Origin of the sequence: Nitrospirillum amazonense (genome assembly GCF_029594735.1) — a bacterium.
GTDB lineage: Bacteria > Pseudomonadota > Alphaproteobacteria > Azospirillales > Azospirillaceae > Nitrospirillum > Nitrospirillum amazonense.
Genome location: NZ_JARPAF010000002.1, coordinates 936,220 through 950,752, shown reverse-complemented (window position 1 = coordinate 950,752; position 14,533 = coordinate 936,220). Strand labels below are relative to the sequence as shown.

Here is a 14,533-nt window from a genome sequence, read left to right as displayed (position 1 = left end):
ATGCGGCTGGTGGTCGGTCTGGGCAACCCTGGCCCGGAATATGCGCACCACCGGCACAACGTCGGCTTCATGGCGGTGGACGAGATTGCCCAACGCCATCGGTTCGGCCCCTGGAAGAAGCGCTTCCAGGGGCTGATCACCGAGGGGCAGATCGGCCCCGAAAAGATCTACCTTCTGAAACCGCAGACTTTCATGAACCTGTCCGGCCAATCGGTCGGGGAGGCGATGCGGTTCTACAAGATGACGCCGGACCAAGTCATCGTCCTGCATGACGAACTGGACCTGCCCCCGGGCAAGCTGCGCGCCAAGAAGGGCGGCGGCCACGGCGGGCACAACGGCCTGCGCTCCATCGACGACCATATCGGCAAGGATTACTGGCGCGTGCGCCTGGGCATCGGCCATCCGGGGGACAAGAACCTGGTGCACGGCTGGGTGCTGTCCAACTTCGCCAAGGCCGAGCAGACCTGGCTGGTCCCCTTCCTGGACGCGGTCGTGGGCGATTTCAGCCTGATGACCGAGGGTGAGCCTGAGAAGTTCCAGAGCCGCGTCGCCCTGGTCACGCAACCGCCCAAGCCGGCCAAGCCCCCTGCCGCCGACAAGGCGCCCAAGGCCTGAGCAAAGGCACCCTGGCCGCACGAAGCGCCGACGTCACCCCTGATTTCCGAATAATACTATAGCGGCACGAGATGTTGACTCGTACCGGTGTAGCCCGCGACTGCGGGCGCCGGAGCGAGCACCGTAGGGCGCAGCGAGGAAGCCAAGGGGCGGATGCCCAGCCGGCGTTTGAGGGGCATTTGAGCGGTCACGATCAAATGCCACGCGTATAAGCCGCCTCAGGCGAAAATGTCCAGCAGGCGCTTGCTGTTGTCGTCCACCGTCTGGGCGACCTTGGTCAGGGCCTTGAAGGTCAGGGCGTCGCTGCTGAGGCTGACCACGTCGGTGGGATTGATGTCCCCGCCCTTGGACGCCGTGATGGCCGTGGCGTCCCGGTCCACGCGCGCGCTGCTGGACTGCAGGCCGGCGGCCACGGTGGCGTAGGGGTTGGGGGCGGAGATGCTGGTCATGTCCCCGAATATAGCATCGCCACCGGCCCTGGCACAGGGGCCGCGTCGGAAAGGCGCGGAGCTCAGCTTTGTGGCGGCACCACCAGCACGGTGACGGTGGCCGCCGGGCTGTTGGACAGTTGCAACCGATAGGTGCCGGCGGCCAGACCAAAATCCACCACCTTGTGAATGCCGGAGCAGTTGGGGCCGTGCTTGTGGCTGGTGCTGTCCAGCGACTTGCCGTCCGCCACCACGTCGATCCAAGCTGCCCCATCGATGGCGATGCGGTAGGGACCTGCGGCGGGCACGGTGAAGGCCACGGTGCCGGCGTAGGTCTTCTCCCCCGCCGGCTTGGGTGGGGTGACGGCCAGGGTCACGCCTTCCTTGGCCACCAGAGTCACTCGCGCCGGCGTTCCGGGGGTCAGGGCGGGGGCGACGCCCGGGGCGGTCGCGGCCGTCACCGGCACCGCCGCCAGTCCCCAAGCCTTGAGGTCGGCCGGCCATTCCACGGCGACACCCTTGCAGGAGGGGTCGGCCGGGCCACCCATCTGGGCCCAGGCCGGCGCCGCCAGCGCCATCATCACCGCTACCACCCCGATCGCAGTTCTCCACAGCATGACCGATCCCTTCCCTGACACGCCGCTATATTCAATCTGATATAGCGCCCGTGTGTCCCCGCCTGACAAGGAAATCGCGCGGCGGCCCGCAGCGGCAAGTCGGCGCGACCACTAAAATTGACCGCCAACCGGCCCTATACTCGCCCCAATCACAACCCTTAGTAAGAGGGCGGCCGATGGGGGCCGGTGATGGACAGGACGGGGATATCCTTGAAAGCCATACTTTATGGGCGGGCGGTGCTGATCGCCCTGGCCTTGGGGTGCGCCGGCGCAGCCGGTGCCCAAACGACGGGGCAGCCAGCGGTGGATCAAGCAGCGACGGCACATACCGAACCCCCGGCGGAAGCGGTGCCGGAAATGGTAGTGACCTCGCGGGAGCAGTTCGGCAAGACCTCTTACACCAAGCTGGCGGAGGCCCTGAAGGTGCTGGACCGCATGGAGGGCGCCAGCGGCCGGCACCTGCGCATGATCTTCAAGGTGCAACTGGACAAGGACAAGTCCGGCCCGCTGCCTATCCAGCTATGGGCCGTCTACAACGGCAAGGAGGAGGCCATCGAATCCACGCCCGACGGCTATTTCTACATTCCCTACCGCGCCGACTGGGAAGCCGCCGACGCCAAGCTGGTCAGCAATCAGGCCAAGGGGTCGCTGCGCGCCACGGTGATGCTGGAGGTGCTGTCCGACGGGAAGCAGCCCATCGCCTACAGCGAATTGCGCCAAGGCGCCAAGGTGCTGGATCAGGCGATCGAGGAATTCGTGGGGCCGGTCATGGGCTTCTTCGTCCCCAGCATCGACGAACTGGATTTCAGCTGCGAACCGGACGCCCACTGCCACGTCCATGCCGCCCTCGATGCAGGGGAAGCGCTGGAAGCCGACGACAAGGGACGGCCCATTCTGGAATTCGGCCGCAAGCTGGACCGGCGCAATCCGACCCTGCAGCTCAGCGCCACGGCGGAGGATGGCACGCCCACCCGTCTCTACGCCCTGCCCCAGCTGCATGTGTTCTGACGGCAAAAGGGCGGGGCCAGCGGCATCACCGCCGGCCCCGCCCCTTTCGGCGTCGTTACGCCCTCAAGATCACGTCCCTGGGGCATGCCCTTTAGGCGGCGCGCACGCGGCTGATGAAGCTGCCCACCTCCGTGCGCAGGATGTCGGAGCTGCGGCCCAGGCCGCTGGCCGCCGCCAACACCAGGGACGCGGCCTGTCCCGCCTCGGCGGACGCCACGGTGACACCGGCGATGCTGCGCGACACGTCCTGGGTGCCGTGGGCCGCCTGGTCGACGTTGCGGGCGATCTCTTGCGTCGCGGCGCTCTGCTCCTCCACCGCCGAGGCGATGGCGCTGGAGATCTGGCTCAACTCGTCGATCACCGCGCCGATGCCCTCGATCGCGCCCACCGCCTGCCGGGTGGAGGCCTGGACCTCCGCGATTTGGGCGACGATTTCGTCAGTGGCCTTGGCGGTCTGGGTCGCCAAGGTCTTGACCTCGCCCGCCACGACCGCGAAGCCCCGGCCGGCGTCACCCGCCCGCGCCGCCTCGATGGTGGCGTTGAGGGCCAGCAGGTTGGTCTGGCTGGCGATATTGCTGATCAGTTCGATGACCCGGCCGATGCGTTCGGCGTTGGAGGCCAGGCCGCGCACCATGTCGTTGGCCAGCCGCGCCCGCTCCACGGCGCTGCTGGATACCTCGCTGGAGAGCCCCACCCGCTGGCTGATCTCGCCGATGGAGGAGGAAAGCTGGTCGGCGGCCGCTGACACCGTCTGGACATTGGCTGTGGTCTGGTCCGCCGCCGCCGCCACGGTGGTGGCCTGGCGGTTGGTCTCCTCGGCGATGGACGACATGGCGCTGGCGGTGGACGACAGCTGCTCGGCAGCGGAAGAAACCGCCTGGACCACCCCGGCCACCTTGGCATCGAACAGGTCGGCCAACTCGTCCATGGCCTTCTTCTTTTCCGCGGCGACGCGCTGCTCCTGTTCCTTGGCCGCGGCCTCCATTTCCCGCGTGCGCAAGATGTTGGTCCTGAAGACCTGCATGGTCTCCGCAACCGCCCCCAGTTCATCCTTGCGGCCGATGCCGAAGACGGTGAAGCCAACATCACCGGCCGCCAGGCGCTGCAGGCACTCCACGGTGGCGGCGATAGGGCGGGCCACGCCGACATGACCAATGAACAGGCCCAGGGCGATGCCCAAAAGGGTGCCGGCGGCCGTGCCGATCAGCATGGTGCGCTTGGCGCCGTCCGCCATGACCTGGCCCCGGTGCGCCATGTCCGTACCCGTCTTGTCATAATGTTCCGCCAGCGCCCGGATCCGCTGCTGCAGCTGATCGACCAGGGTCCGGCCTTCCTTGACCGAGGTGATGAGGGCCATCTGGTCCGCCGTCGGCGCCACCCCGCCCAGGGCGCGCGCCTTCTGCATCGTCGTTTCCAGGCTGGTCATAAAGGCGGCATAACCGTCGGCGACCCCGCGCAGCATTTCCTGTTCCTGGGAATCGGCGCTGGACCGCAGGTCATCCAGGCTGCGTTCGAAAAGGGCACGGCTTTCAGCCACCGACTTTTCCACCACCGCCATCGATTCCTGCGACGCGTCGAGGCCCATCCGGTATTGAGAGCGGTTGAGAGCCAACAGGGTATTGTTCATGCGAGAGGCCCGCAGGGCCTGGCCATCCGCATCGTCGATGTCCTGCCCTGCCATGCCCAGGGTAACGGCGCTGTGGTACCCGGTGTAACCGACATAAATCAAGATGGCGGACAACAAGCCAACGATTATCAATATCTTATGGACAATACGAATGTTCGATAAAGACATGAAATCCCCCTCGGATCACAAGTGCGACACGAAATGTCAACGCTGGGGAATTTTCTGTCCTTGCTCACTTAAGATAAGATTAATACCGGAGAACAATTCGATATTTAATACATCTGTAGTCAAATGGGCGCATTTACATCCGGTTAATACTCAATTTTATTGATTAACTCTGGGATCATTTATTTAGAATCATCTCCAAATCGCGCACAAGGGCGGACGGGGCGCGGAGCCCCGTCCACGGCAATCAGAAGCCGTTGTTCTTGGCGACCTTGGCGTACCAGAGGCCGCTGTCCTTGATGGTCCGCTTCTGGCCGTTCTTGTAATCGACGTAGGTCAGGCCGAAGCGCTGGGTATAGCCCTGGGCCCATTCGAAATTGTCCATCAGGCTCCAGGCGTGATAGGCGCGCACCGGCGCACCGTCCTGGATGGCGCGGGACAGGGCCGCGAAATAAGCCTTCATGTACGCGATGCGCTTTTCATCCTTCACATGGCCGTCGACCAGCGGCGTGTTGTAGGCGGCCCCACTTTCCGTGATCTCGATGGGGCGGTTGCCGATGGCCTTGGCCATGCGCACCAGCGTGTCGTGGAAGCCATCGGGATCGATGTCCCAGCCGATGTCGGTCTTGGCGTGCGGGCCCTCACCCCATTCGTGCGACGTGTTCAGGCCGGGGACGCCGTTGCCCTCGGGTTTATCCGCCACCACCCAGCGGGTGTAGTAATTCAAGCCCACCATGTCGTAGTCGGCGCGCATGATCTTCTCATCGCCCGGCTGGAAGCCCAGCAAGGCATCGCGCTGGTCGGCCGGCAGCACGTCGGGGTAGGTGCCCTCCAGCACCGGCTGCAGGAACCACAGATTCAGGAAGCGGTGGTAGCGTTCGGCCGCGGCCTTGTCGGCCTCGCTGTCGGTGCGCGGCACCATGTTGGCCACGTCGCAGACGCTGCCCACCTGGAACTTGGGATTGATGGCCTTCATGGCGCGGAAGGCCTTGCCCTGGCTGAGGTTCACCACGTGGGTGGCCTTCAGCATCTGCAGCGGGTCCTTGTGGCCCGGGGCGAACATGCCCTCCCAATAGCCGAGGTGGGTAAAGGTTTTGGGCTCGTTCAGGATGGCCCAATGGTTGATGCGGTCGCCCAAGGCGCGGCCGACGATGTCGGCGTATTCCGCCAGACGGTCTGACGTGTCGCGGTTGGTCCAACCGCCTTCATCGTCCAGGGCTTGCGGCAGGTCCCAGTGGTACAGCGTGACCAGGGGGCGGGCCCCCGCCTCCAGCACGGCGTCGGTCAGGCGCTTGTAATAGTCCAGGCCGGCCTGGTTGACCGCCCCCTTGCCCAGCGGCTGCACCCGCGACCAGGCGATGGAATAGCGATAGCTCTTCAGGTTCATCTGCCGGATGAGGGCCGCGTCTTCCTTGTACTTGTGATAGCTGTCGCAGGCCACGTCGCCGGTGTCGTCGTTCTTGATGCGGCCCAGGCCCTTCTGGTGGGTAAACGTGTCCCAGATGGACGGCCCCTTGCCGTCGGCGTTCCAGCCGCCCTCGACCTGATAGGCGGCGGTAGCCGCGCCCCACAGGAAGTCCTTCGGGAACACGACTTGGCCCGCCTTCGTGGCGGCCAGCGCGGACCGCCAGGTCGCGGCCGTCCCCCCCAGGGCGCCCACACCGGCCAGGGCGGCGGCGCCCTGCAAAAGGGTGCGACGATTCATCATGCTTTCAACACTCCGTTCCTTGGTAGCGCCTCATCCCCACGGAGCCCGCCGCGAACGCTCATCCCACGGCAAGATCCGGTATCGGCTGTACGGCAAGGCCAGGGCGCGCCGGCGTGATCGATCCGGCCGATAAAACGGCCTGGAAACGGTGCCAGCCTTGGTTTTTGTCATGCCCTTCCTCCCAGGACGACTTTTACCCCATCCCGGACAACGCTGTCACACGTCATGTGACCGCTACCGCGCCGGATTCTCATCGCCACCCTCGGCTTACCCGATAGGGTCAAATTTCACACTTTTGTGATGGTGATTTATTGGGAGATGCATGGCACCGTTGTGAAAGACGTGCCTGCCCCGCACGGCGTGAAGGTTGTACACGCTCCGGGGCTTATGCATTAATCTCGCGTCTCGAATTTGGGGAAAGGCCGCTCATGACCCGACCGGGTTCGTCTCACGTCGACTTATCCCTTTCGGGCGGGGTAGCCTCGTGACGGCCGCCGCGTCGACCACGGCGACCAAGCCTGCCAGGCGGGGGTGGGCCTTCCTGGCCCCGACCATCCTGCCCGGCTTTGGCACCGCCTTCGGCTTCACCCTGGCCTATCTCTGCCTGATCGTCCTGATCCCCCTGGGCCACATGGCCCTGCGGGCGGCGGACGTGGGTTGGGACCGGTTCTGGGCCATTACCCTGGCCCCCCGGGTGCTGCACGCCTTCTATATCAGCTTCGGCTGCGCGCTGGCGGCCGCCCTGATCAACGCCGTGTTCGGCCTGGTGGTGGCGTGGGTGCTGGTGCGGTACCGCTTTCCCGGCCGACGCCTCATCGACGCCATGGTCGACCTGCCCTTCGCCCTGCCCACCTCCGTCGCCGGCATCGCGCTGACGGCCATCTATGCCCCGAACGGCTGGATCGGGGCCCTGGCCAAGGCGGCCGGGTTCAAGATCGCCTTCACCCCGCTGGGTATCGTCATCGCCCTGGTGTTCGTGGGCATGCCCTTCATCGTGCGCACGGTGGAACCGGTGCTGCAGGATCTGGACGCCGAGGTGGAGGAAGCCGCCGCCTCGCTGGGCGCCACGCGCTGGCAGACCTTCACCAAGGTGCTGTTGCCCGCCATCCTGCCGGCGCTGATCACCGGCGTGGCGCTGGCCTTCGCCCGCGGCGTGGGGGAGTATGGCTCCGTCATCTTCATCGCCGGCAACATCCCGGCGGTGTCGGAGATCGTGCCCCTGCTGATCGTCGCCCGGCTGGAGCAATACGATTATGCCGGCGCCACCGTCATCGCCACGGCCATGATGGGGGTTTCCTTCCTCATGCTGCTGGGCATCAATTTCCTGCAGCGCTGGACCCGGTCGCGTCATGCCCGCTGATCCACATTCCCGCCGCCCCGCCGTGGGCGAGGGCCCGCTCACGCGCCTGGCGCTTATCGGCCTGGCCATCCTGTTCCTGGCGGCCTTCCTGGCCCTGCCGCTGGTGGCGGTGTTCAGCCAGGCCCTGGCCAAGGGTGTCGGCGCCTTCCTCAAGAGCCTGACCGATCCCGACGCCCTGTCGGCCATCCGGCTGACCCTGACGGTGGCCGCCATCGCCGTGCCGCTGAACCTGGTGTTCGGCGTGGCCGCCAGCTGGGCCATCGCCAAATTCAATTTCCGGGGCAAGAGCCTGCTGCTGGCCCTGATCGACCTCCCCTTCTCCGTCTCGCCCGTCATTTCCGGCCTGGTCTATGTGCTGCTGTTCGGCCTGCATGGCAGCTTCGGCCCCTGGCTGCGCGACCACGGGGTGCAGATCATCTTCGCGGTGCCGGGCGTGGTCATGGCCACCGTCTTCGTCACCTTCCCCTTCGTGGCGCGCGAGCTGATCCCGCTGATGCAGGAACAGGGCGTGGAGGATGAGGAGGCCGCGATCGTGCTGGGCGCCAGCGGCTGGCAGACCTTCCGCCTGGTGACCCTGCCCAACATCCGCTGGGGTCTGCTGTACGGCGTGCTGCTTTGCAACGCCCGCGCCATGGGCGAATTCGGGGCGGTGTCCGTCGTTTCCGGCCACATCCGGGGCAAGACCAACACCATGCCCTTGCATGTCGAGATTCTGTACAACGAATACAACTTCGTGGCCGCCTTCGCGGTGGCCTCGCTGCTGGCGCTGCTGGCGCTGGTGACCCTGGCGGCCAAGGCGGCCCTGGAATGGCGCTTCGCCGACCAGATCGCCGCCGCCAAACGGTGAGACCAGACCGGTGAGAGTAGCAGCGACGATGACGATCAAGCAAACGGGCGGCGCGCATGGCCATTGAAATCCGCAACGTGGAAAAGACCTTCGGCGCCTTCACCGCCTTGGGCGGCGTCAGCCTGGACGTGCGCTCGGGCGAGCTCTTGGCCCTGCTGGGGCCCAGCGGTTCCGGCAAGACCACCCTGCTGCGCATCATCGCCGGCCTGGACCATGCCGACGCCGGCGAGGTCAGCTTCGACGGGCAGGACACCCGCGACCGCGCGGCGCGGGACCGCAAGGTGGGCTTCGTCTTCCAGCACTACGCCCTGTTCCGGCACATGACCGTCTTCGACAACGTGGCCTTCGGCCTGCGCGTCAAGAAGAAGGCGGAGCGGCCGGCGGAGATGGACATCCGCCGCCGCGTGGACCAGCTGCTGACCATGGTGCAGCTGTCGCACCTGGCCACCCGCTACCCCAGCCAGCTGTCCGGCGGCCAGCGCCAGCGCGTGGCCCTGGCCCGGGCGCTGGCCATCGAGCCCAAGGTGCTGCTGTTGGACGAGCCCTTTGGCGCCCTGGACGCCAAGGTGCGCAAGGATCTGCGCAAGTGGCTGCGCCATCTGCACGACGACATGCACATCACCTCCATCTTCGTGACCCACGACCAGGAAGAGGCGTTGGAACTGGCGGACCGCGTGGTGGTCATGAACCACGGCCAGATCATCCAGGTGGGCACCCCGGCGGAGGTGTACGACCACCCCGCCGACAGCTTCGTCTTCGACTTCCTGGGCGGCGTGAATCGCCTGAACGGCGTCATCGAGGCGGGCGTGGCGCGCCTGGACGGCAAGGCTGTGCGGGTGGATGGCGCCGTCGGCGCGGACGGCCCGGCCGTCATCTATGTACGCCCCCACCAGGTGGAGCTGGGCGTGGCCCCGGCCGAGGGCGTGCCGGAGGGCAAATGGAGTGCCCGGGTCAGCAGCCTGCACGCCGCCGGCCCCGTGGCCCGGCTGGAGCTGGACCTGGCCGGCCGCGCGCTGGAAGCACAGCTGTCCCGCGACCGGCTGAGCGATCTGGCGCTGGAGGTGGGCAGCTGGTGTACTGTGGACTTCCGTCACGCCCGGGTGTTCCCCGCTAAAAGCTAGGGCTGGGGCGTGACGGCGTAACGGATCAGGGCGTGCGAATCATGGACGGGCAGACGGTCGACCTCACGGCATTGATGCAGGATATCGGACAGCGGGCGCGCGCCGCCAGCGCCGACCTTGCCGTGACCACACCGGAGCAGCGCGTCGCGGGCCTGCGCGCCGCCGCGGCCGCCCTGCGCGCCGACGCCGCCACCATCCTGGACGCCAACGCCCGCGACATGGCGGCCGGCCAGGCCAAGGGGCTGACCCCCGCCCTGCTGGACCGCCTGCGCCTGGACGAGGGCCGGCTGGAGGCTATGGCCAGGGGCTTGGAGGAGGTGGCCGACCTGCCCGACCCCCTGGGCGCCGTCATGGCCGACTGGACCCGGCCCAACGGCCTGCGCATCCAGCGGGTGCGGGTGCCGCTGGGCGTCATCGGCATCATCTATGAAAGCCGGCCCAACGTGACCGCCGATGCCGGCGGCCTGTGCGTGAAGTCCGGCAACGCCGCCATCCTGCGCGGCGGCTCGGAAAGCCTGCACTCATCATCCACCATCGTCGCGGCCATGCGCCGGGGCCTGGTGGAAGGCGGCCTGCCCGCCGACGCCGTGCAGCTGGTGCCCACCACCGACCGCGCCGCCGTGGGCATCCTGCTGACCATGACCGATTTCGTCGATGTCATCATCCCCCGTGGCGGCAAGTCCCTGACGGCGCGGGTGGCGGCGGAATCGCGCGTGCCGGTCATCAAGCACCTGGACGGCATCTGCCACGTCTACCTGGACCGGGCGGCCGATCCGGCCAAGGGCCGCGCCATCGCCCTCAACGCCAAGATGCGCCGCACCGGCATTTGCGGCGCCATGGAGACGCTGCTGGTTCACCGCGACGTGGCGGCCACCCAGCTGCCCGCCCTGATCGAGGATCTGGTCGGTGCCGGCTGCGAGGTGCGGGGCGACGCCACCGTGCAGGCGCTGGACGCCCGCGTGCTGCCGGCCGACGACGCCGACTGGGATACGGAATATCTGGACGCGATCCTGTCGGTGAAGGTGGTGGACGGCGTGGATGAGGCCATCGCCCACGTCGAGCGCCACGGCAGCCACCATACCGACAGTATCGTGACCGAGGATGCCGCCACGGCAGAGTATTTCCTGGCCCGTGTCGACAGCGGCATCGTGCTGTGGAACGCCTCCACCCAGTTCGCCGATGGCGGGGAGTTCGGCTTCGGCGCCGAGATCGGCATTTCCACCGGCAAGCTGCACGCCCGCGGCCCGGTGGGTGCCGAACAGCTGACCAGCTACAAATACGTCGTGCGCGGCGACGGCCAGACGCGCCCGTAAGCGACCGGCCGGCGTCTCCCCCATGTCAACCTCCCACCACGGCCGCTATTGGATTCGCCCGCGGCCGCTGACCGGGGCCAGTTGGGCCGGCCGGCGCATCGGCATCCTGGGCGGGTCCTTCAACCCCGCCCACGCCGGCCACCGCCACGTCAGCCAATGGATGCTGCGCCGCCTGAACCTGGACCAGGTGTGGTGGCTGGTCAGCCCGCAGAACCCGCTGAAGCAGACGCACGGCATGGCCACGCTGGACGCCCGGCTGGATGCCGCCCGCGCCGCCGCCCGCGATCCCCGCATCCTGGTGACGGATCTGGAGACACAGCTGGGCACCCGCTACACCGTGGACACGCTGGAGGCCCTGCGCCGCCGCTATCCCCGCACCCGCTTCGTCTGGATCATGGGCGCCGACAACCTGCTGCAGATTCCGCGCTGGCGGGGATGGACGCGCATCCTGGGCCGCATGCCGGTTGCCGTGTTTCCGCGCCGCCCCTATTCCCTAAAGGCGCTTGTCGGCAAGGCCGCGCGGCGTTATCTCCGCAATCGGGTTCCTCCACGGGACGCGGGCGGGCTGCCGGCACGATCGGCACCGGCCTGGACCTTCCTGGACGGGCCGCTGCATCCCGCCTCCGCCACCGAAATCCGGCGGAAGGGGTGGTGGGCCGGCCGGTGACGGGAAAAGCGGACTGCTAGGACTAATCCCGTAGGCAAGCGCGCCCCGTGCGGCTTGCCCACGGACATCATCGGACTATCATCAGGGTGCGGGCCGGCCATGCCGGATCCTCAGCGCCCTTTTTTGCTTAGAGGTAACGATCATTTCCACCATCGCCCATTTCCCGACGCCGACCGCTGGGCGGACGGCGCCCCAGCCGCTTCCGGACATGGCGGCCCCCGACTTCCCCGAGCAGCTGCGCGACCTGATCGTCGCCAGTGTGGAGGATGACAAGGCCGAAGGCACCGTGGTGCTCGACCTCAAGGGCAAGTCCACCCTGGCCGACTACATCGTCATCACCTCGGGCCGTTCCGCCCGGCAGGTGGATGCCATGGCCGGCCACCTGCTGTCCAAGCTGAAGGAAGTCGGCCTGGTCGGTCTCGACGCCGAAGGCACGCCCCAGTGCGACTGGGTGCTGATCGACGCCGGCGACGTACTGGTCCATCTGTTCCGTCCCGAGGTCCGCGCCTTCTACAACCTGGAAAAGATGTGGGGCGTGGAACTGCCGCCCGACTTCGCCGGATTCGGCGCGCCCGCCGGCGACTTTTTGTCTGTTTAAGTAAGAACGTCGGCGGGACCGGGCCCATGCGCGTTTGGCTGATCGCCGTCGGCCGCAGCCGGCCGGGCCCCGCCCGCGACCTGTTCGAAGAGTACAAGGGCCGCATCACCTGGCCCTTCACCCTGCGCGAGGTCGAGTGCCGCAAGCGGGTGGAGGGCGATGAGTTGAAGCGGCTGGAGGCCCAGCTGCTGCTGGAGGCCATCCCCCCGGGCGCCACCCTGGTGGCCCTGGACGAACGCGGCAAGGCCCTGCCCAGCGAGGCCTTCGCCCGCCAGGTCGGCACCTGGCGCGACGCCGGCGTGGCCGACCTCGCCTTCGTCATCGGCGGCGCCGATGGCCTGGCCGAAGAGGTGCGCCGCCGCGCCAGCCTGCTCATCGCCTTCGGCCCCATGACCTGGCCGCACATGATGGTGCGCGGCATGCTGGCCGAACAGCTCTATCGCGCCCAGCAAATCCTGGCGGGACATCCCTACCACCGGGTGTGAGCGTGCCGCGCTTGCGGTGCGTCAATGCACGCGCCGTCCCCTTTGGCCATTCTTCCCCAGCGTGTGCGACCGCCCGGTGAGGGCGACCGGAAATGGAGGGGACCATGGCCGTGCTGATCGCCTTTTACTCGCTGACTGGAACAACCCGCACCGTGGTGGCGGAGTTGGCCCGGCACCTGCGGGCCGACATCGAGGAAATCCGCTGCGAGCGCTACGGCGTCAGCTTCAGGGGTTGGTGGCGGGCGGCGGCGGATAGCTGGCGCGGCCGGCTGCCCCCGATCGCCCCGGCGACCCACGCCGCCCGCAACTATGATCTGGTGGTGCTGGCGGGCCCCATCTGGGCCTGGCACCCCTGCCCGCCCCTGCGCGCCTATGTGCGGCGCGAGCGGGCGGACCTGCCGGAAACCGCCCTGCTGCTGACCCACGGCGGATCGGCGGGCCAACAGTCGCTGGACGCGCTGCAGGCCTGGGTGGGAAAGCCGCCCAAGGCGCGCGTGACCATCACCGCCGCCGAGATGAAAAGCGGCACCTACGCCGAGACCGTGGCGCATTTCGCCCAGACCCTGCGTCCCAAGCCCGCGCCGGCGCCGGTGCCCCTTGCGGTGGATCAATGCGCCGGGTGAACGGTTGGGGCCGACTGGGCGGGTCATACCCTTTCCAGGACCGCCTTCATGGACGACCCCACCACCCTGCTCAGCCGCCTGGCGGTTTCCCTGGCGATCGGGCTGCTGGTGGGGCTGGAACGGGGATGGCACAGCCGTAGCGGCCAGGAATACCAACGGGCGGTGGGGCTGCGCACCTTCGCCTTGTCCGGCCTGCTGGGGGGCATCGCCGGCGCGCTGACCTTGGCGCAGCAACCCTACATCCTGGGCCTGGTGTTCCTGGGCTATGCCGCCGCGTTCACCGCCTTCCACTGGCTGGAAGCCAAGGCCGACACCGATCCCAACCCGGAGCGCGATCTCAGCATCACCTCAGTCGTGGCGGGATTGGTGACCTTCCTGCTGGGGGCGCTGGCCATCCTGGCCGACGTGCGCGTCGCCATCGCCGCCGGCGTGGCCGTGACCGGCCTGCTTGCCTTGCGCGACCCCTTGCACCGCTGGGTGGCGGCGCTAAGCGGGGACGAGGTTCGGGCCATCCTCACGCTGCTGGCCATGTCCTTCCTGCTGTTGCCTGTATTGCCCAACCGGCCGGTGGACCCGTGGGGTGCGCTGAACCCCCATTCCATCTGGCTGCTGGCGGTCATGGTCGCCGCCATCTCCTTCGGCGGCTATGTCGCGGTCCGTGGCCTGGGCGATCGGTTGGGGGTGTTGATGGCGGCGCTGGCCGGCGGCCTCGCCTCCTCCACCGCCACCACGCTGACGCTGGCGCGGCTGGGGCGGATGCATCCCACCTCATCACGGTTGCTGGGCGCCGGGGTGTTGCTGGCCGGGGCCGTGATGATGGCGCGGGTGGGCGTGCTGGCGATGGTCCTGAACCCCGACCTGCTGAGGCCGTTGGCGCCCCCCTTGGCCAGCGCCGGGCTCGTCCAGGTGGTCGGCGCCGCCGCCCTGATCGTGCGCAACCGGCACTACCATGTGCCCAAGCTGAACATCGCCAACCCGCTGGAGGTGGGCATGGCCCTGAAGATGGCCGCCTTCATCGCGGCGGTGGCGCTGGCTAGCCAGTTGTTGGCGCAGTCGATGGGCGCCCCGGGGGTGCTGGTCATGGCCGCGCTGTCGGGCGTGGCCGACGTGGACGCCGTCACCCTGTCCATGGCCCATCTGGGCGGGCATGGCCTGACCCTCCAGGTGGCCATGGAGGGCGTGCTGATCGTCACCGCCGTCAACACCGTGACCAAGGCGGCGATGGCGGCATGGGTGGGGGGTGGCCGCCTCGGCCTTGTGGTGGGTGGCGTCAGCGCCCTGGCCCTGGGCGCCGGCGCGCTGGCCATGGGGTGGTGAAGAAGGGGCGACCGCCAGAGCGCCCCTTCCCGGG

Annotated in this window: 15 protein-coding genes; 11 read left to right on the top strand and 4 right to left on the bottom strand. The window is 67.8% G+C overall.

Features of this window, described 5'->3' with window-relative positions:
• Complete coding sequence (pth, locus tag P5F91_RS10475; protein ID WP_145613299.1) at positions 1 to 615, top strand: aminoacyl-tRNA hydrolase; 615 nt, start codon at positions 1 to 3, stop codon at positions 613 to 615.
• 218 nt (positions 616 to 833) lie between these two features.
• Here pth and P5F91_RS10470 read toward each other — a convergent pair whose 3' ends face one another.
• Both P5F91_RS10470 and P5F91_RS10465 read right to left on the bottom strand, forming a co-directional pair.
• Positions 834 to 1,064, bottom strand: a complete 231-nt coding sequence (locus P5F91_RS10470; protein WP_145613300.1) for a hypothetical protein — start codon at positions 1,062 to 1,064, stop codon at positions 834 to 836.
• 62 nt (positions 1,065 to 1,126) lie between these two features.
• Complete coding sequence (locus P5F91_RS10465) at positions 1,127 to 1,660, bottom strand: hypothetical protein (protein WP_277907160.1); 534 nt, start codon at positions 1,658 to 1,660, stop codon at positions 1,127 to 1,129.
• 210 nt (positions 1,661 to 1,870) lie between these two features.
• On the opposite strand from P5F91_RS10465, the gene P5F91_RS10460 reads away from it, so the two are divergent.
• Positions 1,871 to 2,668: a DUF2987 domain-containing protein gene (locus P5F91_RS10460; RefSeq protein ID WP_277907159.1), complete on the top strand. Its 798-nt coding sequence runs from the start codon at positions 1,871 to 1,873 to the stop codon at positions 2,666 to 2,668.
• A 91-nt stretch (positions 2,669 to 2,759) separates the two neighbouring features.
• Here the strand turns inward: P5F91_RS10460 and P5F91_RS10455 are convergent, their stop codons facing one another.
• The gene (locus P5F91_RS10455; protein WP_277907158.1) at positions 2,760 to 4,463 is read right to left on the bottom strand and encodes a methyl-accepting chemotaxis protein; all 1,704 of its coding nucleotides are present in this window, start codon (positions 4,461 to 4,463) and stop codon (positions 2,760 to 2,762) included.
• A gap of 244 nt (positions 4,464 to 4,707) precedes the next feature.
• Positions 4,708 to 6,168 (bottom strand): GH1 family beta-glucosidase, encoded by a 1,461-nt coding sequence (locus tag P5F91_RS10450; protein ID WP_246134587.1) that lies wholly within the window; start codon positions 6,166 to 6,168, stop codon positions 4,708 to 4,710.
• Positions 6,169 to 6,652: 484 nt separating this feature from the next.
• Between P5F91_RS10450 and cysT the strand changes: the two genes are divergently transcribed.
• The 9 genes from cysT to P5F91_RS10405 all read left to right on the top strand — a co-directional run bounded on the left by cysT (position 6,653) and on the right by P5F91_RS10405 (position 14,499).
• Complete coding sequence (cysT, locus tag P5F91_RS10445; protein WP_145613304.1) at positions 6,653 to 7,528, top strand: sulfate ABC transporter permease subunit CysT; 876 nt, start codon at positions 6,653 to 6,655, stop codon at positions 7,526 to 7,528.
• Positions 7,518 to 8,375 (top strand): sulfate ABC transporter permease subunit CysW, encoded by an 858-nt coding sequence (gene cysW, locus P5F91_RS10440; protein WP_145613305.1) that lies wholly within the window; start codon positions 7,518 to 7,520, stop codon positions 8,373 to 8,375. Before cysT ends, cysW begins: the two co-directional genes overlap by 11 nt.
• 56 nt (positions 8,376 to 8,431) lie before the next feature.
• Complete coding sequence (locus P5F91_RS10435) at positions 8,432 to 9,496, top strand: sulfate/molybdate ABC transporter ATP-binding protein (protein ID WP_088870871.1); 1,065 nt, start codon at positions 8,432 to 8,434, stop codon at positions 9,494 to 9,496.
• Positions 9,497 to 9,537: 41 nt separating this feature from the next.
• Positions 9,538 to 10,809 (top strand): glutamate-5-semialdehyde dehydrogenase, encoded by a 1,272-nt coding sequence (locus tag P5F91_RS10430; protein WP_145613306.1) that lies wholly within the window; start codon positions 9,538 to 9,540, stop codon positions 10,807 to 10,809.
• 22 nt (positions 10,810 to 10,831) lie between these two features.
• The gene (locus tag P5F91_RS10425; protein ID WP_145613307.1) at positions 10,832 to 11,476 is read left to right on the top strand and encodes a nicotinate-nucleotide adenylyltransferase; all 645 of its coding nucleotides are present in this window, start codon (positions 10,832 to 10,834) and stop codon (positions 11,474 to 11,476) included.
• A gap of 208 nt (positions 11,477 to 11,684) precedes the next feature.
• On the top strand, positions 11,685 to 12,074 hold the full coding sequence (gene rsfS, locus P5F91_RS10420; RefSeq protein ID WP_145613308.1) for a ribosome silencing factor: 390 nt from the start codon (positions 11,685 to 11,687) through the stop codon (positions 12,072 to 12,074).
• A 26-nt stretch (positions 12,075 to 12,100) separates the two neighbouring features.
• Positions 12,101 to 12,559, top strand: coding sequence for a 23S rRNA (pseudouridine(1915)-N(3))-methyltransferase RlmH (gene rlmH, locus P5F91_RS10415; protein WP_277907157.1), 459 nt, complete (start codon positions 12,101 to 12,103; stop codon positions 12,557 to 12,559).
• Positions 12,560 to 12,663: 104 nt separating this feature from the next.
• Positions 12,664 to 13,182, top strand: coding sequence for a flavodoxin family protein (locus P5F91_RS10410; RefSeq protein ID WP_277907155.1), 519 nt, complete (start codon positions 12,664 to 12,666; stop codon positions 13,180 to 13,182).
• A 48-nt stretch (positions 13,183 to 13,230) separates the two neighbouring features.
• Positions 13,231 to 14,499: an MgtC/SapB family protein gene (locus P5F91_RS10405; protein WP_277907153.1), complete on the top strand. Its 1,269-nt coding sequence runs from the start codon at positions 13,231 to 13,233 to the stop codon at positions 14,497 to 14,499.
• The last annotated feature ends 34 nt before the right edge of the window (positions 14,500 to 14,533 follow it).